Origin of the sequence: Hominisplanchenecus sp. (genome assembly GCF_046967715.1) — a bacterium.
In the GTDB taxonomy this organism is placed as follows: domain Bacteria; phylum Bacillota; class Clostridia; order Lachnospirales; family Lachnospiraceae; genus Hominisplanchenecus; species Hominisplanchenecus faecis.
Genome location: NZ_JBKVNQ010000027.1, coordinates 1 through 19,995 on the forward strand (window position 1 = coordinate 1; position 19,995 = coordinate 19,995).

The 19,995-nt window shown below is 45.4% G+C and carries 16 protein-coding genes and 1 other RNA gene; 11 read left to right on the forward strand and 6 right to left on the reverse strand.

Annotation, left to right across the window (positions count from 1 at the left end; all coding sequences use genetic code 11):
• On the forward strand, positions 1-1,214 hold a 1,214-nt coding region (locus tag ACLTL4_RS05550; protein ID WP_412320310.1), incomplete at its 5' end, for a polyribonucleotide nucleotidyltransferase.
• Between the two features lie 215 nt (positions 1,215-1,429).
• Here ACLTL4_RS05550 and ACLTL4_RS05555 read toward each other — a convergent pair.
• Positions 1,430-2,023 carry an AAA family ATPase gene (locus ACLTL4_RS05555; RefSeq protein WP_022119366.1) on the reverse strand — a complete coding sequence of 198 codons (594 nt, stop codon included), beginning with the start codon at positions 2,021-2,023 and terminating at the stop codon, positions 1,430-1,432.
• Positions 2,024-2,249: 226 nt separating this feature from the next.
• Here ACLTL4_RS05555 and ACLTL4_RS05560 point away from each other — a divergent pair, with 226 nt between their 5' ends.
• The 4 genes from ACLTL4_RS05560 to ACLTL4_RS05575 all read left to right on the forward strand — a co-directional run bounded on the left by ACLTL4_RS05560 (position 2,250) and on the right by ACLTL4_RS05575 (position 4,676).
• Positions 2,250-3,029 (forward strand): nitroreductase family protein, encoded by a 780-nt coding sequence (locus ACLTL4_RS05560; RefSeq protein WP_412320311.1) that lies wholly within the window; start codon positions 2,250-2,252, stop codon positions 3,027-3,029.
• Positions 3,030-3,096: 67 nt separating this feature from the next.
• Positions 3,097-3,278, forward strand: a non-coding RNA gene (gene ssrS, locus ACLTL4_RS05565) — 6S RNA.
• Positions 3,279-3,429: 151 nt separating this feature from the next.
• Positions 3,430-4,218 (forward strand): HAD family hydrolase, encoded by a 789-nt coding sequence (locus ACLTL4_RS05570; protein ID WP_412291033.1) that lies wholly within the window; start codon positions 3,430-3,432, stop codon positions 4,216-4,218.
• Between the two features lie 17 nt (positions 4,219-4,235).
• Positions 4,236-4,676, forward strand: coding sequence for an acyl-CoA thioesterase (locus ACLTL4_RS05575; protein WP_147631526.1), 441 nt, complete (start codon positions 4,236-4,238; stop codon positions 4,674-4,676).
• Here ACLTL4_RS05575 and aroA read toward each other — a convergent pair.
• The gene (aroA, locus tag ACLTL4_RS05580; protein WP_173865827.1) at positions 4,630-5,913 is read right to left on the reverse strand and encodes a 3-phosphoshikimate 1-carboxyvinyltransferase; all 1,284 of its coding nucleotides are present in this window, start codon (positions 5,911-5,913) and stop codon (positions 4,630-4,632) included. The two genes, ACLTL4_RS05575 and aroA, sit on opposite strands and share 47 nt — an antisense overlap.
• 14 nt (positions 5,914-5,927) lie before the next feature.
• A complete protein-coding gene (locus tag ACLTL4_RS05585) occupies positions 5,928-7,028 on the reverse strand; it encodes a prephenate dehydrogenase/arogenate dehydrogenase family protein (RefSeq protein WP_412320312.1) in 1,101 nt (366 codons plus the stop codon).
• A 355-nt stretch (positions 7,029-7,383) separates the two neighbouring features.
• Here ACLTL4_RS05585 and ACLTL4_RS05590 point away from each other — a divergent pair, with 355 nt between their 5' ends.
• Positions 7,384-9,459, forward strand: a complete 2,076-nt coding sequence (locus ACLTL4_RS05590; protein WP_022119372.1) for an elongation factor G — start codon at positions 7,384-7,386, stop codon at positions 9,457-9,459.
• 5 nt (positions 9,460-9,464) lie between these two features.
• Here the strand turns inward: ACLTL4_RS05590 and ACLTL4_RS05595 are convergent, their stop codons facing one another.
• Together ACLTL4_RS05595 and tig are read right to left on the reverse strand one after the other, a co-directional pair.
• Positions 9,465-9,860 (reverse strand): NusG domain II-containing protein, encoded by a 396-nt coding sequence (locus ACLTL4_RS05595; RefSeq protein WP_173895329.1) that lies wholly within the window; start codon positions 9,858-9,860, stop codon positions 9,465-9,467.
• Positions 9,860-10,966, reverse strand: a complete 1,107-nt coding sequence (gene tig, locus ACLTL4_RS05600; protein ID WP_412320313.1) for a trigger factor — start codon at positions 10,964-10,966, stop codon at positions 9,860-9,862. The genes ACLTL4_RS05595 and tig overlap by 1 nt, the downstream gene beginning before the upstream one ends.
• A gap of 190 nt (positions 10,967-11,156) precedes the next feature.
• Between tig and scfA the strand changes: the two genes are divergently transcribed.
• The 4 genes from scfA to recJ all read left to right on the forward strand — a co-directional run bounded on the left by scfA (position 11,157) and on the right by recJ (position 16,726).
• Positions 11,157-11,300, forward strand: coding sequence for a six-cysteine ranthipeptide SCIFF (gene scfA / locus ACLTL4_RS05605; protein WP_022119374.1), 144 nt, complete (start codon positions 11,157-11,159; stop codon positions 11,298-11,300).
• A 78-nt stretch (positions 11,301-11,378) separates the two neighbouring features.
• Entirely contained in the window at positions 11,379-12,749 is a 1,371-nt protein-coding gene (gene scfB, locus ACLTL4_RS05610) for a thioether cross-link-forming SCIFF peptide maturase (protein ID WP_147631521.1), read from the forward strand.
• Positions 12,750-12,754: 5 nt separating this feature from the next.
• The gene (gene secD, locus ACLTL4_RS05615) at positions 12,755-14,908 is read left to right on the forward strand and encodes a protein translocase subunit SecD (RefSeq protein ID WP_173865824.1); all 2,154 of its coding nucleotides are present in this window, start codon (positions 12,755-12,757) and stop codon (positions 14,906-14,908) included.
• Between the two features lie 84 nt (positions 14,909-14,992).
• Positions 14,993-16,726: a single-stranded-DNA-specific exonuclease RecJ gene (recJ, locus tag ACLTL4_RS05620; protein WP_173865823.1), complete on the forward strand. Its 1,734-nt coding sequence runs from the start codon at positions 14,993-14,995 to the stop codon at positions 16,724-16,726.
• Here recJ and ACLTL4_RS05625 read toward each other — a convergent pair.
• Positions 16,707-17,375, reverse strand: a complete 669-nt coding sequence (locus ACLTL4_RS05625) for a TIGR01906 family membrane protein (RefSeq protein ID WP_412320314.1) — start codon at positions 17,373-17,375, stop codon at positions 16,707-16,709. The two genes, recJ and ACLTL4_RS05625, sit on opposite strands and share 20 nt — an antisense overlap.
• Before the next feature lie 201 nt (positions 17,376-17,576).
• Here ACLTL4_RS05625 and leuS point away from each other — a divergent pair, with 201 nt between their 5' ends.
• Positions 17,577-19,991 carry a leucine--tRNA ligase gene (gene leuS, locus ACLTL4_RS05630; protein WP_412320315.1) on the forward strand — a complete coding sequence of 805 codons (2,415 nt, stop codon included), beginning with the start codon at positions 17,577-17,579 and terminating at the stop codon, positions 19,989-19,991.
• Positions 19,992-19,995 lie beyond the last annotated feature (4 nt).

Sequence of the window (19,995 nt, forward strand, 5' to 3'; positions counted from 1 at the left end):
ATCAGTATCAGAAGAAGACTGTCCGCAAGATGATCTTAAAAGACCACAAACGTCCGGATGGACGTGCTATCACCCAGATCCGTCCGCTGGCAGCAGAAGTGGACCTGATCCCCAGAGTACATGGTTCTGCCATGTTCACCAGAGGTCAGACACAGATCTGCAACGTCTGCACACTGGCTCCTCTTTCCGAAGCTCAGAGACTGGATGGGCTGGATGAAAACGTTATTTCCAAACGTTATATGCATCATTATAACTTCCCAAGCTACTCCGTAGGGGAGACAAAGCCTTCCAGAGGACCTGGAAGACGTGAAATCGGTCACGGAGCACTGGCAGAGAGAGCACTCGTTCCGGTTCTTCCAAGCGAAGAGGAATTCCCATATGCGATCCGTACCGTATCCGAGACTTTTGAATCCAACGGTTCTACTTCACAGGCAAGTATCTGTGCATCCAGCATGTCCCTGATGGCAGCCGGTGTACCGATCAAATCTGCAGTCGCAGGTATTTCCTGTGGTCTGGTAACCGGTGAGAGCGATGATGATTACATCGTTCTGACAGACATCCAGGGACTGGAAGATTTCTTTGGAGACATGGACTTCAAGGTAGCAGGTACAAAGAAAGGTATCACAGCGATCCAGATGGATATCAAGATCCACGGACTTACCAGACCGATCATCGAAGAAGCTATCGCAAGAACACGCGAAGCAAGAATGTACATCATGGATGAAGTCATGGCAAAAGCCATTGCAGAGCCGCGTAAGAGTGTTGGCGAGTACGCACCGAAGATCATCCAGATCAAGATCGATCCGGAAAAGATCGGTGATGTTGTAGGACAGAGAGGAAAAACGATCAATGCGATCATCGAAGAGACCGGTGTGAAGATTGATATTTCCGATGAAGGTGCTGTCTCCATTTGCGGAACCGACGCTGCCATGATGCAGAAAGCCGTTGATTTGATCAACATCATCGTAACCGATTACGAGCAGGGACAGATCTACACCGGTAAAGTCATCAGCATCAAAGAGTTCGGTGCTTTCCTTGAGTTCGCTCCTGGAAAAGAAGGTATGGTACACATCTCCAAGATCGCAAAAGAGCGTATCAACCATGTAGAAGACGTTCTGACACTGGGCGATGTTGTGAAAGTTGTATGCCTTGGAAAAGACAAGATGGGACGCATCAGCTTCAGCATCAAAGATGTGCCGAAGGATGCAAAATAAAGATGTGGCGGAGATTTTCTTAATGTGCAAAGGAACGCCATAAAAATAGTTTTATAAAAATAGGACGCCATGATGATTCGAAAACAATCTCACGACGGAAGCCTTGCTACCGTCAGAGCGATTTGTTTTCGAGTTCATCATGGCTGTATTATTTTACGCACTATATTTTGCAATGCAGTTTCATTTGCACATTTGACAACCTTTCTTATCCGAACTCAATTTGATGCATTTACAATATACTCCAGCATACCTACCGTTCCTTCAATGCCAAGAAGCGAACTGTTGACGATGATGTCACGGTCTTTCGTATGCTGCCATTTGCGGTCTGTAAAATAAGAATAATAATTGTTCCGCATTTTATCAATCTGCACCATCAGTTTCTCTGCCTGAGTTTGCGTAACATCTTCTGTTTCCATGATACGCTGGATGCGGTCTTCATCCGGTGCCGTAATAAATACGTTCAGCACATCGTCGCGGTCTTTTAAAATCCAGTCTGCAAGCCTTCCGATAAAAACACAGCATTCCTTTTCTGCAAGCTCCTCGATCAGTTTACTTTCCATGCGGAACAGATAGTGGCTGGTATTATAGTCCGTTACTCTGGTCGGAACATAGTGATCCAGAATCTTCTGCGGCAGTTTCTCGTCCGCACTTTCCAGCCCCTGTTCACTGATACCGGTCTTCTCTGAGAGAAGATCCAGCAGATTGCGGTCATAGAAATGATACTCCAGTCTTCTGGCCAGTTCCTCACCGATCATGCGACCACCGCTTCCGAAACTTCTTGAAATGGTAATGATTCGCTTTTTGCTCATACAAAAACCCCCTTGTCTGTAAAAAATCCAAATACATAATTATAATGATGCCAGGATCAAAAGGTCAAAATGTCATTCTTGCTTTCTGGATGAGACGCTTTGTACCAAACACCTTATAACTTCAGTATACAGGAAAATATAAAAAAAGTAGTTGAAAATTTAAATAACTATGTTACAATATTGTTACAAGTTATTAACAAGATGCTGAAAGTGCAGGAGAGACAAAATGACGCTATACGAAGCAGTGTACACACGCAAATCAATCAGAAATTTTCGCAAGGATAAAGTAGAGACAAGTATTCTGGAAGGGATGATCCAGTTTTACCATGAAATGGAACCGCTGTTCCCGGGGATCGAGACCAGCATCGAACTGATCGATACACAGGGCAGTAAAAAAGCAAAGTCCAGGCTGGGCGGTATTATCAATGTAGCAGCTCCCTATTATCTTGTGATCTATACAGAGGACAAAGAAAGAGCGGATATGAATGCCGGCTATATCATGCAGCAGATCTCGCTTTATCTGTTTTCAAAAGGTGTTGGAAGCTGCTTCCAGGGTATGGGACATCTGAAAGGCGAAATGCCAAAAGAGGGCATGCGATGCGTCATCCTGATGGCAATTGGATATCCGAAAGTAGATATGGTGCGGAATCAGGAAGATGCCAAAAGGGAATCCATGGAAGATCTCTGTGCTGTCAAAGAACCTCCGAGAAGATTTGTAAAAGAATTTCTGGAAGTGGCCAGACTGGCACCATCTGCATTTAACAGTCAGCCATGGCGTTTTGTCGTTTATGAAAACCGTGTCCATGTCTTTTCCAAACAGACTGTCGCTCATCGCAGACTGATTGGCAAATACAACGAATTTGATTTCGGCATCATGCTTGCAAACATTATGATTGCAGCAGAACAGCTGTGGGTAGATGTTGATCTGATTCGTCTGGATAATATCACACATATGGATCTTCCGAACAACCGTTATGTGATCAGTATCATCATGCGGGAACAGTGAAACTAAAATTGCTTGAATTTTCAGTTGAAAAATCGGATATACTGGAGTATAATAAAGTCAGTGAGAAATCCACCTGGGATGTGCGACACTCCTGTTATTTTGAACCTGCAATGTTATAACAGGGAATCCTATATTGCTTTATACAATGTCATGCCGTTTTTTGTAAATGGAAGACAACGGATACGGCTGCGGATACCCACCTGGCCTGGCCAGGAATCAAAAGGCAGGAAACGGCATTCTGGGAATGAAAAGTTCGCTGTCTGGCTGACAGCAAAAAGTCAGCCGGCAGCTTTTTTTGATGCAAAAGTATAAGAAAAACTTTGCAGCATCTTTTGATGCATAGTATAATGCTGCCGAAAAGACAGCATACCAATTCTTTATTTCAGGAAGGATACGAAACATGAGAAATGCATTATTTTTTGATATCGACGGCACGCTTTTAAGTGATGTGACCGGAAAGATACCGTACAGTGCACTCGATGCTCTAAAAAAAACGATTGAACTTGGAAATCTGACCTTTATCAATACCGGCAGATGCTACTGCAGCGTTCCGATGGAATTAAAACGTGCACCGTTTTCCGGATATCTGTGTGGATGCGGCACCTACATCATGCTTGGCGATGAAGTGATGTTCTCCCGTATTATACCGCATAAAAGAGGAAGAGAGATTATCCGTGTGCTTCAGGAGAATCATGCAGAACCGATCCTCGAAGCAACGGACGACTGCTATTTTTCAAAGCGGATAACCAGATTTGAAGGGATCGAACACACCAGGCGTTATTTCGCACCGATGGGTCTTGGAATCGAAACCTACATAGAACAGGATCGTTTTGATTATGATAAATTTGTGTTTTATTATGATCAAAAGACCAATCTTGCGGCGATCAAGGCAAATCTTGGAAAAGATATGGATCTGATCGACCGCCAGAACGGATTTTTCGAAGTTGTCCCAAAGGGCTTTTCAAAGGCCAGCGGCATCGCCTATATTCTGGAACACATGAACATTCCAATGGAAAACGCCTATGTGTTCGGGGACAGCAGCAACGATCTTCCGATGTTTCAGTATGTAAAACATGCCGTTGCCATGGGCGTACACAGTAATGTTCTGGAACCGTATGCGGAATTTGTAACGAAAACGGTAGAAGAGGACGGCATTGCATTTGCCATGAAACATTATGGGCTAATCTGATAAGGGGTGGATTTTGTATGTATACACACAGAGTACAGTATTATGAAACGGACCAGATGGGCATCGTACATCATTCCAACTATATCCGCTGGTTTGAAGAAGCACGGATCGACTGGATGCGGCACTGCGGGATTTCGTACCGTGAAATGGAAAAACAGGGCATCATCGTTCCGGTGCTTGGAGTTGAAGCAACTTATCGTCAGATGGTCCATTTTGATGATCTTGTGGATATCAAAGTGACAGCTGCAAAGTATAATGGGATCGTTCTGGAATTTTGCTATGAAATTTATCATCAGAAAGATGGGAAATTATGTACAACCGGAAAAAGCAGGCATTGCTTCTTAAATAAAGAAGCAAAACCTGTTTCCTTGAAAAAAGAAAATGCAGTTCTGCATCAGAAGATTCTTACTTTTATCGGCAAAGACGTTCAAGATCCTGATAAAAAGCAGGATAGCTGATGTTGACACAGTCGGCACGCCGGATCGTCAGAGTGCTTTCGCATGCCAGAGAAGCAATCGCAAAGGACATGGCGATGCGGTGATCCAGAAAACTGTCAAGAACGGCTCCTTGAAGCGTTTTGCCTCCATTTATGATCATGCCATCTTCGGTTCCTGTGATATCACATCCCATTTCACTTAAATGATGCACCATGATATCCAGGCGGTTGGATTCTTTTACTTTTAATTCTTCAGCATTTCGGATCGTAGTTGTTCCATCTGCAAATGCAGCTAAAACAGCAATGACCGGTATTTCATCGATCAGCGTCGGAATGATATCTCCTTCGATCACACAGCCTTTCAGATCCGGCGTGTAGCGTACCAGAAGGTCTGCAACTGCCTCACCACCAGATGTATGTGCATTCAGGACGGTGATATCCGCTCCCATTGCACGGCAGACACGTAAGATGCCATCTCTTGTCTCGTTGATGCCGCAGTTTTTGATCAGGATTTCCGATCCCGGAACAATCAGTGCAGCCACGATAAAATACGCAGCAGAAGAGATATCGCCAGGCACTTCTATTTTCTGTCCATGAAGATCCGGATCCGGCAGAATCGATGCGGTAGTCCCCTCAGAAGTGACCGTAGCTCCGAAAGAACGAAGCATGATCTCCGTATGGTTTCTGGATAATGCCGGCTCGGTCACAGAAGTTTTGCCGTCAGCATAAAGTCCTGCCAGCAGAATGCTGGATTTTACCTGGGCAGATGCGACCGGTGACTGGTAATGGATCCCCTTTAAAGCGTGTCCGCTGATGCGAAGCGGTGCACATCCGTTTCCTTTGATACTTTCAATCGTGGCATCCATCATGGATAACGGTCTGATGATGCGTCCCATCGGACGTTTCTGGATCGATGCATCTCCGGTCAGTTCGGATGTGAAATCCTGTCCGGCGAGAATACCTGAGATCAGCCTTGTTGTGGTACCGCTGTTTCCGACATCCAGGATTTCCGTCGGAGCAGTAAGGCCATGCAGCCCGCGTCCGTGAACCAGAATTCGTTCTGAAGTATTTTCAATTTCAATCCCCATTTTTCGGAAACAGGAAATAGTTGACAGACAGTCCTGTCCCTGAAGAAAATTTGTGATTTCTGTTCTTCCCTGACTGATCGCACCGAACATAACGCTGCGGTGTGAGATCGATTTATCACCGGGAATGGTAATTTCACCGCGAAGCGGTTTTTCTGTTTTATGAAATTCCATCAAAGCCTCCTGTTTTATCTTTCATATATAGTATAACGATATTTGCGAAGCAGCTCTGCTGCCTTTATTTTTGCCATTTCTTCATAAAATTCTACGTGGAGCACTGCTTCTTCAAATTCACGGTTATGTACGATACCGATGTTTTTGATACTGATACCGTTTGTGGCAAGGATTGTAGCAAGTGCGGCAATCCCGCCGGCCTCATCCACCATGTCACAGTAGATCGAGTAGGCTTTCGGGATTGGACCGCTTCCGGAATCAGAGATCGAGTTGCGATAATCCCTGGATGTCTCAAACAAATCATGGATACAGTGTGTATTATGTTCCGCAAGTGAAAATTTGATCTCGATCAGGCTGTTGATATATTCATCTAACACGGAAAGAATATTTTCACTGTTGGCAGAACAGATCTGTTCCCACATCTCCGGAGAAGAAGATGCGATTCTTGTGATATCCTTAAAGCCGCCTGCCGCCACTTTCTTCATCGTTCCGTCCTCGTAATCGCAGTCTTTGACCAGATTGACCAGGGACGAAGCAATGATATGCGGAAGATGGCTGATCGCAGCCGTAACATAATCATGCTTTTCATAGGTAAGGATCAGAGGGATCGCTTTTAAAGATGCCACCAGGTCACGGTATCGCTCGACCATTTCACCGGTTACTTTGGCAGCCGGTGTCAGAACATAGTAAGCATTTTCCAGAAGAAGAGCCTTGGCATTTTCGATTCCGGTCTTCTCAGAACCTGCCATAGGATGTCCGCCGATGAAATATTCTTCCAGACCCAGTTCTTCTACCTTTTTATGGATGTTGGTCTTTGTGCTTCCGACATCCGTAAGAATACATCCTTTTTTCAGATACGGCTTCAGCAGTCCCAGATAAGAAGCATTGCATTCCACAGGTGCACATAAAAAAATGTAATCGCACTTGCAGTATCGTTCATCGACTGTATCACAGATCTCATCAATGATGCCATGTTCCAGTGCGTATTCGGTTGTATGGCGGCTTCTCGTGTGTGCCAGTATCTGCACATCCGGATAATATTTTTTCAAAGCCCGGGCAATGGAGCCGCCGATCAGGCCAAGGCCAATAAACCCGGCAGTAAAGGTTGTTTCCATTTCTTCATCCTCATCGCATGCCGAAAAATCGGCAGTCTTTCTTCATTTTTGCTGGCTTTTATTTTACTATTGCCAAAATAGAATGTCAACACTTTTCCACGTTAAAGTGAAAATGCAGAAATTATTGTGTGGTAATGACAAAAAATTTCAGCTTGATATCTTGCATTGTCTATATTGTTTGTATAAAAAGAACAATTCAAAAGAAAAATAGCAGATTCATATACCATATTTCGATAAACTTGTAAAAAACTTGTATATTTTGAATAAAAAGCTTGAAAAACTTCAAATCTTTTAGTAGAATATACCCATAAGCACTTGAGCAGATCAAGAATAAATTGTATTGGAGGATAATAGCATGAAAGTTTACACAACAGACAGAATTCGAAATGTCGTGCTCCTTGGGCATGGAGGCTCGGGCAAAACCAGTCTGGTTGAAGCCATGGCGTATCTTGGCGGTATCACAAGCAGACTGGGAAATGTGACGGACGGTAATACTATCAGTGACTTTGACAAAGAAGAGATCAAGAGAAAATTCTCGATCAGCACTTCTTTAGTACCGATCGCCTGGGGCGATGTAAAGGTGAACATTCTGGATGCACCTGGTTATTTTGATTTTGTAGGAGAAGCAGAAGAAGCAGCAGCGGCAGCAGATGCAGCCGTGATCGTTGTAAACGGAAAGAACGGCGTAGAAGTTGGTACTTTGAAGGCATGGGCTCTGTGTGAGAAATACAGTCTCCCACGCATGATTTTTATCACAAATATGGATTTTGACAATGCAAGTTTCCGAAAGATCACCGAAGATCTGACGGAACAGTTCGGAAAGAAGATCGCACCGATCCACTTCCCGATCCGTGAGAATGAGAAATTTACAGGATATGTCAACGTAGTAAAGAAAGCAGGAAGAAAATGGCTGGAAAAAGGCCAGAAAGAAGAATGTCCGATTCCTGAATATCTGGATGAATATCTTGAAAAATATAGAGAAACTCTGCTGGAAGCAGTTGCAGAGACAAGCGAAGAGTTTATGGATCGCTATTTTGCAGGAGAAGAGTTCTCCGTGCATGAGATCATGATGGCACTGACACAGAACGTTTCCAGCGGCGATATCGTTCCGGTAGCGATGGGCTCACCGGTTCAGCTCCGCGGCGTGGCAAATCTTTTAGATGACATTGTTCAGTATTTCCCAAGTCCGGACAAACGCAGTGTAGCCGGCATCAATACAAAGACAAACGAGATTTTTGAAGCAAATTATGATTTTGCAAAAGCAAAATCCGCACAGGTATTTAAGACGATCGTCGATCCGTTCATCGGAAAATATTCTATGATCAAAGTGAAATCCGGCGTTATCAAGAGTGATGATGTCATTTTCAATATTGACAAAGATGCAGAACAGAAGCTGAATAAGCTGTATGTATTTGAAGGAAGCAAACCGATCGAGATTCCAGAGCTTCATGCCGGAGACATCGGGGCGATCGCCAAACTCGACAAGGCACGTACCGGCGATACCCTTTCTACTAAGGCAACACCGATCCGTTACGGCAAGATCGAAGTTTCCATTCCATATACTTACAAACGCTACCGTGCAAAAAACAAAGGGGACGAGGATAAAGTAGCTCAGGCACTTCAGAAGATTTCCCACGAAGATCTGACAATGAAAGTGGTCAATGATTCTGAGAACCGTCAGACACTGCTCTATGGTATGGGCGACCAGCATCTTGAGATGATTCAGAGCGAATTGCTCACGAAGTACAAGATCGAGATTGAACTGGAAAGACCAAAGGTTGCATTCCGTGAGACGATCCGCAAGAGTGCCGATGTGGAAGCTAAATACAAAAAGCAGTCCGGCGGACATGGACAGTATGGTCACGTCAAGATGCGTTTTGAGCCGCTGGGAGATCTGGAAACACCTTATGCATTCGAACAGGAAGTGGTCGGCGGAGCCGTTCCGAAGAACTACTTCCCGGCTGTAGAAAAAGGTGTCCAGGAAGCTGTATTAAAGGGACCTCTGGCAGGTTACCCGGTTGTCGGTGTAAAAGCCATTCTTTATGATGGCTCCTATCATCCGGTTGACTCCTCTGAAATGGCATTCAAGACCGCATCCATTCAGGCATTTAAAAAAGGATTCCTTGAGGCATCACCAGTACTGCTGGAGCCGATCGCATCTTTGAAAGTCACCGTTCCGGATAAATTTACCGGAGACGTGATGGGTGATCTGAACAAACGCCGTGGCCGTGTGCTTGGCATGAATCCAGATCATAAAGGCAATCAGATCGTAGAAGCGGACATCCCGATGATGGAGCTTTACGGCTACTGCACAACGTTACGTTCCATGACAGGTGGAAGCGGCGATTTCGCATATGAGTTTGCACGCTATGAGCAGGCACCGAAAGATATCATGGATAAGGAGATCGCTGCAAGAGCGGGAGAAGAGTAGGATTCTTACTGCACGACCGCATCGATACCATCGGAGGCGGCAGTAAGGCGTTCAATTTGAATAACCAGCTTGTGGGGCAGGCAGGTGACCGGATATCCGGTATCCGACACCATGCCTCTCTGCTGGCAGATTTTGTCCGGGCAGTCGGCATCTTTGATGCCGATTGCCCCTTTTTCTACCCGGATCAGGTTGTAGCCGCCATCCGAAGCCTCCACCTGAAATTCATAAGGACTGGCAACATCGGTCAGTGACACTTCGCGGATCAGCTTACCGTCCTGATAAATACGGGCGATCTCGCCCTGTTCGTTGTGGCTGTTCAGAAAAAAGACAGCAACAAGCGACAGGACAAGAAGGAGGGCAACTACCAGAAATAACAACATACTTTTCTTTTTTTGGGACATTACTCTGTCATCTCCAAATCTTCGGCATCTGTCTCATTTTCCGTGATTTCTTCGGTATCGTACGCTTCCTCATCCATCTCGGTATCTTCTTCATAGTACTCGTCCTCAGAAACTTCGGTAACGGTTGCATTCTGCATCAGAAAATCCATAACTTTATTATAGAGGATGGTATTTAGTGTCTCGTCTTTGGTGTAATCTTCTTCATATTCTTCTGCGGAAGTGTAGCCGCTGTCCTCATAGACGGAGTTGACGTAGTCGGTATATTCATCATCCGAAACGGCGATATTTTCCTTTTCTGCGATCGCGGTCGTCAGCATTTCCGTATAAACCATTTCTTCTACGGCACTCTTGACGTCATCTTCGGAGCCTGCAATGTCAGAGACATCGGTACCAAACATGTCTGCAAGAATCTGGTTGTTGGCATCATATTCTTCTTTGCATTTATCGTAGAGATCCTGCGGATAACCGGAAACTTTGGAGTTTTCAAGGATCTGGGAGAGCAGATCATTCTGGGCCGTCTCGGTGTTTGTCTCATCATAATATTCTTCCAGCTCTTTTCTGACACCGGCACGGTATTCATCAACGGTATCATAGTCGGTGTACTTCTTGCAGTAATCGTCATTCAGTTCCGGAACGTTGATCTCCTGCACCGCATTGACCGTTACTTTGAAATCTGCATCTTTTCCGGCGTAATCATCATCGTAATCATCCGAGAGCGTGATCGTAAATTCCAGTCTATCGCCGGCTTTTGCACCGATCAGATGTTCTTCGAACTCCGGCTGGAAATCCTCCGAACCGATCACCAGATCGTAGTCGGTATCCGAATCCCATGCTTCTCCGTCAATGCTTCCGTCGAAGTCAATGTTTACCTGATCGCCGTCTTTTGCGGCACGGTCTACATCCGTATACTCCGCATTTTCATCCAGGGCACTTTCAATCTCAGCCTCCACAACGTCATCGGTTACTTCCGTTTTTACTTTGGTGACGCTCAGACCTTTGTATTCGCCAAGTGTCAGGTATTTGGCATAAGTGCCCCTGGAAGAACACCCTGCCAGAAATGTCATGGTCATTGCTGCAATGGCAGCTGTTGCAACTTTCTTTTTCATAGTTAAATTATTCCTTTCGACTGTATTAAAATGGATGCGGATCGCAGTTGCCGATCCTATGATTGTGTCTTATTATAACATGGATTTGTGAAAAAGTTGTGTTATTGTAAAAAAAATGCTTTTACTATTGTGAACATTATGTTATAATCTAATTAAATTTCCGCGTAAGCGAAGATAAGGAGGCGATAATATGAAACATATTCAGACATTAAATACCAAAAGTCTGCAGAACACAGTAAAGAAAGGCGGATGCGGCGAATGTCAGACATCTTGCCAGTCCGCATGTAAGACATCCTGCACCGTAGGAAATCAGAGCTGCGAAAGCAATAAATAATAACAGGACATACAAGCAAGCAGCGGGCATCTTGCTCGCTGTTTCTTAGCGTCTGGAGAACTGAAAGGGGATTACGGGTTGATCCATCAATATAAAAGCAACGGCTTTAACATCGTTATGGATGTAAACAGCGGTTCCGTACATATCGTAGATGATGTGGTGTACGATGTACTGCCATACCTCGAAAAAAAAGAATCAAAAGAAGAGATCTTAAAAGCACTTGCGAACAGCTATGCTCCGGCAGAGATCGAAGAAGCACTGGAAGAATGTCATGAACTGGAAGAAGCCGGGGCACTGTTTACCGAAGATATCTATGAAAATGCAATCGACGCATTTAAAAACCGTCCGACTGTTGTGAAGGCACTCTGCCTGCACATTGCTCACGACTGTAACCTCGCCTGTCGTTACTGCTTTGCAGAAGAAGGTGAGTATCATGGCCGTCGTGCCCTGATGAGCTACGAAGTCGGCAAAAAAGCACTGGATTTCCTGATCGCAAATTCCGGAAGCAGAAGAAATCTGGAAGTGGATTTCTTTGGCGGGGAGCCGCTGATGAACTGGCAGGTAGTAAAAGACCTGGTTGCATACGGAAGAGAGCAGGAGAAGATCCATAACAAAAATTTCCGTTTTACACTGACTACAAACGGCGTTCTGTTAAACGATGAGGTTATGGAGTTCTGTAACCGTGAGATGGCAAATGTCGTACTCAGCATCGACGGCAGAAAAGAAGTACACGACTACATGCGTCCGTTCCGCAAAGGAAAAGGAAGCTATGACCTGATTCTCCCGAAATTTGAAAAATTTGCGGAGAGCAGACATCAGGATAAATATTATGTAAGAGGGACCTTTACCAGACACAACCTGGATTTTGCATCCGATGTCCTGCATCTGGCAGATCTAGGCTTCAAACAGATCTCCGTGGAGCCGGTTGTTGCTCAGCCGGAAGAGGAGTACGCACTGCGGGAAGAAGATATTCCGGCAATCTGCGAAGAATATGACAGACTGGCAAAGGAAATGATCAAGCGTCATAAGGAAGGAAGGGGATTCAATTTCTTCCATTTTATGATAGACCTGACGGGAGGTCCATGCGTTTACAAACGCCTCTCCGGATGCGGCTCCGGAACAGAATACCTCGCTGTCACACCGTGGGGTGATTTTTATCCGTGTCATCAGTTCGTCGGGGAAGAACAGTTCCTGATGGGAAATGTGGAGGAAGGTATCAAAACACCACAGATCCAGGCTGAGTTTAAAAACTGCAATGTCTATGCAAAAGAAAAGTGCAAAAACTGTTTTGCAAAATTCTACTGCAGCGGCGGATGTGCGGCGAACTCCTGGAATTTCCACAAATCCATCAACGATGCATATGATATCGGATGTGAATTGCAGCGGAAGCGTATCGAATGCGCGATCATGATAAAGGCAGCACTCGCTGCCGAGGAAAAGGAGAATTAAGAAACATGAAAAAGAACAAAGCGATTGGTGTAGTCGTTGCGATTGCCCTGTTTCTTGGGCTTTTGACCTACACCACAGCTGTCGGCTTCGGACCTACCGGAACGGGAGCTGCCAAAAACATCACACTTGGTCTGGACCTGTCCGGCGGTGTAAGTATCACGTATGAGGTAGTGGGTGATGAAAATCCGTCTGCCGAAGATATGAAAGACACGATTTACAAGCTGCAGCAGCGTGTTGACGGCTACAGCACAGAAGCACAGGTTTACCAGGAAGGTACTAACCGTATCAACATCGAAATCCCTGGTGTATCCGATGCAAATACCATTCTTGAAGAACTTGGCAAACCAGGTTCCCTTCAGTTCCAGCTGGAAGACGGCACTGTTGTCGTAGACGGAAGCCAGGTCGCATCCGCAGAAGCAGGCGTTCAGCAGGATAACCTGAAAAACAATGAGAACGTTGTAAAACTGGAGTTTGACAGTGCAGGTGCCGCAGCCTTTGCAACTGCAACTTCAGAAAATATCGGCAAATCCATCTATATTGTATACGATGGAGATGTCATCAGTGCTCCGACCGTAAAGAGTGCGATCACAGACGGTTCTGCTGTCATCACCGGTATGGCAGATGCACAGGAAGCAGAAAATCTGGCTTCTTCCATCCGTATCGGTTCTCTGTCCCTAGAACTGCAGGAGCTGCGTTCCAACGTTGTAGGTGCTCAGCTTGGGGAAGCCGCAATTTCCACCAGCTTAAAAGCAGGAGCGATCGGTCTGGCACTTGTCTGCATCTTTATGATGGTTGTTTACCTGCTGCCAGGTGTTGTTGCAGCGATCTCTCTGCTGCTGTACACCGTACTGACACTGGTTACTTTAAATGCATTTGATATCACACTGACTCTGCCGGGTATCGCAGGTATCATCCTTGGTATCGGTATGGCGGTCGATGCAAACGTTATCATCTATGCACGTATCCGTGAAGAAATCGCAGCCGGTAAATCCGTGAAAAGTGCGATCGATATCGGTTTCAAAAAAGCTCTGTCTGCAATCCTGGACGGAAATATCACAACCCTGATCGCAGCGATCGTGCTGGGCATCATGGGAACCGGTTCTGTAAAAGGTTTCGCATACACACTGGCAATGAGTATCATCCTGTCCATGTTCTCCGCACTGGTTATCTCCAGATATCTGGCAAAGGCATTTTATGCTCTCGGATTCCAGGATGTGAAATATTATGGATGCCCGAAAAAACATAACACCATTGATTTCCTGAAACATAAGAAGGTATTCTTTGCAATCGCGATCGTATGCATGATCTCCGGTCCGGTTGCCATGCTGATCCACAGCCAGGGCAGTGGAAAAGCACTGAACTACAGCCTTGAGTTTATGGGCGGTACTTCTACAAACGTAACCTTCAACGAAGATTACTCCATCGAAGAGATCGATGAAAAAGTAAAACCGGTTGTACAGGAAGTAACCGGCGATGCAAATATCCAGGCTACCAAGGTAAGCGGTTCCAATCAGGTTATCATCAAGACAAGAGAACTGTCTCTGGATGAGAGAACCGAGCTTAGCCAGAAACTGAATGAAAAATTTGGTGTGGATGAATCCACAATCACCGCAGAAAGCATTTCTTCTACCGTAAGTAATGAAATGCGTCAGGATGCAATCGTTGCGGTTATCATTGCAGCTATCTGCATGCTGATCTACATCTGGCTGCGTTTCAAAGATATCCGTTTCGGTGCAAGTGCCGTTCTGGCTCTGCTCCACGACGTACTGATCGTGCTGGCATTCTATGCGATCGCCAGAATCTCTGTCGGTAATACATTTATTGCCTGCATGCTGACGATCATCGGATACTCTATCAACGCATCTATTGTTATCTTTGACCGTATCCGCGAGAACCTGGGTAACTCAAAGAAACACAGTGACGAAGCACTTAAAGAGATCGTAAACAGAAGTATCACACAGACTCTTACAAGAAGTATCTATACTTCTCTGACAACGTTCATCACGATCGCAGCATTGTTCATTCTCGGTGTTCCGTCGATCCGTGAATTTGCAGCACCTCTGATTGTTGGTATCGTTGCCGGTGCATTCTCTTCTGTATGCATTTCCGGTCCGCTGTGGTATATACTGAAAACCAAATTCAAAAGCAAAAACAAATAAGTTTTCTGCTTCTTCAAAATAAAAAAGATGCTCTTTCCCTCTGTTCGGCGAAAGGGCATCTTTTTTTCAGAAAGGACTTTTACTATGGAAAAATGGGTTGTCTCTGCAAAGCGTGCAGATTTTCAGGCAATAGCAGAAAAATTCGGGATCGACCAGGTGACTGCAAGGCTGATCCGAAACCGTGATATTGTAGGTGAACCGGAAATCCGGCAGTATCTTTACGGAACAAAAGAAGATTTTTATGATCCGCATCTGCTGAAAGATGCAGATAAACTGGTAGAGATTCTGATGTCTAAAATAAAAGAACAGAAAAAAATCCGTATCATCGGCGATTATGATATTGATGGCGTGAATGCCTCCTTTATTCTGCTGAGAGGACTGCGTCGCTGTCATGCCAATGCAGATGTGGAGATCCCGGACCGTATGAAAGACGGCTATGGCATCAACGAACACCTGATCCGCTATGCATATGAAGAAGGAGTCGATACCATTCTGACCTGTGACAATGGAATTGCAGCTGTGGAACAGACAAAACTGGCCAAAAGTCTTGGCATGACCATTCTGATCACCGACCATCACGAAGTACAGGAAGAAATACCGCCTGCGGATGCCGTAGTCAATCCAAGGCAGGCAGACTGCCCTTATCCGTTCAAGCACTTATGCGGTGCAGCCGTTGCCTATAAAGTGATCTGCTGTCTTTATGAAGCTTATGGTATCCCAAAAGAAGAAACGGAAGAATTTCTGGAGTTTGCCGGTTTTGCAACCGTCGGGGATGTCATGGATCTGATCGGGGAAAATCGGATCCTGGTCAAAGAAGGTTTAAAGCGGCTGAACCATACACAGAATGTCGGGATGGCATCCCTGATCCGTGCCTGCGGACTGGAAGAAAAAGAGATCAAATCCTACCATATCGGGTTTGTACTGGGACCGTGCATCAACGCTGGCGGAAGACTGGACACTGCAAAACGCTCTCTGAACCTGCTGCTTCAGAAAGACAGGGCAAAGGCAGATGTGATGGCTGCTGAACTGAAAGCACTTAATGACGAGCGAAAAGATATGACACAGACGGGGGCAGAAGAAGCCATAGAGTGGATTGAAAAAGAGGGCAGAAGCCAGGATAAAGTCCTGGTTGTCTATCTTCCGGACTGCCATGAAAGCCTGGCCGGGATCATCGCCGGGCGTATCCGGGAACGCTACAACAAACCGGTGTTCGTTCTAACGGACAGCATCGACGGTGTCAAAGGCTCTGGACGTTCGATCGAGGCCTATTCCATGTTTGAAGAAATGTCAAAATGCAAAGAGCTTTACACAAAATACGGCGGACATCCGATGGCAGCCGGACTGTCGCTTCCAAAAGAAAATGTGGAAAAATTCCGTACTTTTTTAAATGAGCATACCACACTGACAGAAGAAGATTTTATCCCGAAGATCACGATCGATGTACCGATGCCGATCGGCTATGTCACCGAACATCTGATCGAGGAACTCTCTGTTTTGGAACCATTTGGAAAAGGAAATGAAAAGCCTTTGTTTGCCGAAAAAAATCTAAATATTTTAAGTATGCGGATTTTAGGAAAGAACAGAAACACGCTGAAAATGCAGGTGCGAAGTCAGCATGGCACCGTCATGGATGCCCTGTATTTTGGTGACATCGAACAGATTCTGACTTATATTATGCAGAAATACGGAGAATCCGAAACAGAAAAATGTTTCCAGGGGCAGGAAAATGCAGTGACCCTTTCTTTCATCTATTATCCATCTGTCAATGAATACCGTGGAAGAAAGAGCCTTCAGATGATCATTTCGCACTATTGCTGATCTTTCTGCGAAGCAGACGGAAGAGCAGCAAAGAGAAAAGACTTGCTGCAAGAACGCACAGCAGGATCAAAGCGGCGGCGTGAAGAAAGTAAGCGTCCGGCAGGATCGTGATGACCGGATCGCACGCCGGGTCAAAGATCCAGTAATCGTTGCGGAACAGGATCTTATGGAACAGTACAAAACAAAAATCCCAGTTCAAAGCGACAAGCGAGCCGACGATCAACACAAGGAACGTCGGAAATGCGGATAAAACGGCAAAGAAGGGAGCATTTTTCTTTCGGATCTGCCATGCGGTCAGCAGAAGCGTAAGCGGGACCAGGACGAAGGAAGCGTATTCGATATTCAGGAAAATACGTTTCACCTCTTCAAAATGAATCTCACCTTCTTCTGACATCATAAAGTCTGAAAATGTAAGCCTGGATGGACCAGAAATGGAATTATAGTCGATCAGCTCATCGTAATTTCTGCGGATCACTTCCTCTGAATAACCACTCGTGGCAGGAATATCAAGATGATCGATGTCAAAATAATAAAGAGGGCGAAAATGCAGGGTAAAGACGATCGCCATGGAAAAAATGCCAAGGGTACAGAGAAAAGCAGCGACCAGATTTTTCCAGAAAAAAACAGATCTTCTGATTTGTGGACTCATAATAGAAACAACTCCTTTATCATACTTCGGACAATCCCGGGCAGCAAATGCTTCGTTTTGTCCCTGATATTACTATAGTTCATTCTGATTTTTGCGTCAATTCACTTTTTTGCCATCTATTGACAAAAGCGAATATATTGGGGTAAAATAACAGATAGTTTTAATTATTTATAAGAATTTAACTTTCAGGAGGAAAAGAAAATGGCAGTGCCTTATAACCATAAAGCCATTGAAAAAAAATGGCGTCAGAAATGGGAAGAAAATCCGGTAAATGTCGATGATGGCAAAAAGCCGAAATATTATTGTCTGGATATGTTTCCATATCCGTCAGGAAATGGTCTTCACGTAGGTCACTGGAGAGGTTATGTGATCTCCGATGTATGGAGCCGCTACAAAATGATGCAGGGATATTACCTGATCCATCCGATGGGATGGGATGCATTCGGTCTTCCGGCAGAGAACTATGCAATCAAGACCGGTCAGCATCCGGCCATCTCCACCGCAAAGAACATTTCCAACATCAAACGTCAGATCAACGAGATCGCAGCTATTTATGACTGGGATCGTGAAGTTAATACCACGGATCCGGACTTCTACAAATGGACACAGTGGATCTTTGTAAAAATGTTCAAAGAAGGGCTTGCATACGAAAAGGAGTTTCCGATCAACTGGTGTCCTTCCTGTAAGACAGGTCTGGCAAACGAAGAAGTGGTAAACGGCTGCTGCGAGCGATGCGGCACACCGGTCACCAAGAAAAACTTACGTCAGTGGATGCTGCGTATCACAAAGTATGCAGACCGTCTGTTAAATGACCTGGACAAGCTGGAATGGCCGGAAAAAGTAAAGAAAATGCAGACTGAATGGATCGGCAAATCTTACGGTGCAGAAGTAGATTTTCCGGTAGAAGGAAAAGATGAAAAGATCACAGTCTATACGACAAGACCGGATACCCTTCACGGTGCAACTTTCATGGTACTGGCTCCGGAGCACAAACTGGCAGCAGGTCTTGCAACACCGGATCAGAAAGAAGCCGTTGATGCTTATATCTATGCAGCATCCATGAAATCCAACGTGGACCGTATGCAGGATAAGGAAAAGACCGGTGTATTTACCGGAAGCTATGCGACTAATCCGCTGAACGGAGCAAAGGTTCCGATCTGGCTGTCCGACTATGTACTGGCAGATTACGGTACCGGTGCGATCATGTGTGTACCGGCTCATGATGACCGTGACTTTGAGTTCGCTAAAAAATTTGATATCCCGATCATCCAGGTTATCGCAAAAGACGGCAAAGCAATTGAAAACATGACAGAAGCTTATACCGAAGCTTCCGGAACCATGATCAATTCCGGCGACTGGAACGGTATGGAATCCGCAGTCCTGAAAAAAGAAGCTCCGCATATCATCGAGAAGATGGGTATCGGACGCAAGACCGTAAACTACAAACTGCGTGACTGGGTATTCTCCCGTCAGCGTTACTGGGGTGAACCGATCCCGATCGTACACTGCCCGAAATGCGGAAACGTTCCGGTTCCGGAAGAAGAGCTTCCGCTGCGTCTGCCGGATGTAGAATCCTACGAACCGACCGGTACCGGCGAATCACCGCTGGCAGCGATCGAAGACTGGGTAAACTGCAAATGCCCGAAATGTGGTGCCGCCGCAAAACGTGAGACAAACACCATGCCGCAGTGGGCAGGTTCTTCCTGGTATTTCCTGCGTTATGTAGATCCACATAACGATAATGAACTGGTATCCAAAGAAAAAGCAGACAAGTACCTTCCGGTAGATATGTACATCGGCGGTGTAGAGCATGCTGTACTGCATCTTCTGTACTCTCGTTTCTATACCAAGTTCCTGTACGATATCGGAGTGATCGATTTTGACGAACCGTTCCACAAACTGTTCAACCAGGGTATGATCACCGGTAAGAACGGTATCAAGATGAGCAAGTCCAAAGGAAATGTCATTTCTCCGGATGATCTGGTACGCGATTATGGCTGTGATTCTCTGAGAATGTACGAACTGTTTGTAGGTCCGCCGGAACTGGATGCAGAGTGGGATGACCGCGGTATCGAAGGTGTATACCGTTTCCTGTCCCGTTTCTGGAACCTGGTTATGGACAACAAAGATAAAAATATCAAAGCAAGCAAAGAAATGATCAAAGCACGCCATAAGATGATCCACATGATCACAACCCGTCTGGAGGGCTTCAGCCTGAATACGGTTATTTCCGGTTTCATGGAGTGCAACAACAACCTGATCGCGATCGCCAAGAAAGAAGGCGGCATGGACAAAGAGACTCTGGAAGCAGCCGTTCTGCTTCTGGCACCATTTGCACCGCATATGGGAGAAGAGCTCTGGGAGGAACTGGGTCATACGGATTCTGTATTCCACCACGAATGGCCGGCTCATGATGAAGAAGCAATGAAAGATGACGAAGTCGAAATTCCGGTGCAGGTAAATGGAAAGACAAAAGCAGTCATCTCCATTCCGGTTGACATCAGCAAAGAAGATGCGATCGCAAAAGCAAAAGAAGTTCTCGGTGACAAACTTTCCGGAAACATTATCAAAGAGATCTATGTTCCGAAGAAGATTGTAAACATCGTAGCAAAATAAAACA

What these genes read in the sequence shown, in the direction of transcription:
- tig (WP_412320313.1), bottom strand. Translation starts at nt 10,966, where the DNA reads ATGAAAAAGAAAGTTGCAACAGCTGCCATTGCAGCAATGACCATGACA.
- ACLTL4_RS05575 (WP_147631526.1), top strand. Translation starts at nt 4,236, where the DNA reads ATGTATACACACAGAGTACAGTATTATGAAACGGACCAGATGGGCATC.
- ACLTL4_RS05590 (WP_022119372.1), top strand. Translation starts at nt 7,384, where the DNA reads ATGAAAGTTTACACAACAGACAGAATTCGAAATGTCGTGCTCCTTGGG.
- secD (WP_173865824.1), top strand. Translation starts at nt 12,755, where the DNA reads ATGAAAAAGAACAAAGCGATTGGTGTAGTCGTTGCGATTGCCCTGTTT.
- aroA (WP_173865827.1), bottom strand. Translation starts at nt 5,913, where the DNA reads ATGGAATTTCATAAAACAGAAAAACCGCTTCGCGGTGAAATTACCATT.
- ACLTL4_RS05570 (WP_412291033.1), top strand. Translation starts at nt 3,430, where the DNA reads ATGAGAAATGCATTATTTTTTGATATCGACGGCACGCTTTTAAGTGAT.
- ACLTL4_RS05595 (WP_173895329.1), bottom strand. Translation starts at nt 9,860, where the DNA reads ATGTCCCAAAAAAAGAAAAGTATGTTGTTATTTCTGGTAGTTGCCCTC.
- ACLTL4_RS05585 (WP_412320312.1), bottom strand. Translation starts at nt 7,028, where the DNA reads ATGGAAACAACCTTTACTGCCGGGTTTATTGGCCTTGGCCTGATCGGC.
- ACLTL4_RS05625 (WP_412320314.1), bottom strand. Translation starts at nt 17,375, where the DNA reads ATGAGTCCACAAATCAGAAGATCTGTTTTTTTCTGGAAAAATCTGGTC.
- ACLTL4_RS05560 (WP_412320311.1), top strand. Translation starts at nt 2,250, where the DNA reads ATGACGCTATACGAAGCAGTGTACACACGCAAATCAATCAGAAATTTT.
- scfA (WP_022119374.1), top strand. Translation starts at nt 11,157, where the DNA reads ATGAAACATATTCAGACATTAAATACCAAAAGTCTGCAGAACACAGTA.
- leuS (WP_412320315.1), top strand. Translation starts at nt 17,577, where the DNA reads ATGGCAGTGCCTTATAACCATAAAGCCATTGAAAAAAAATGGCGTCAG.
- ACLTL4_RS05555 (WP_022119366.1), bottom strand. Translation starts at nt 2,023, where the DNA reads ATGAGCAAAAAGCGAATCATTACCATTTCAAGAAGTTTCGGAAGCGGT.
- recJ (WP_173865823.1), top strand. Translation starts at nt 14,993, where the DNA reads ATGGAAAAATGGGTTGTCTCTGCAAAGCGTGCAGATTTTCAGGCAATA.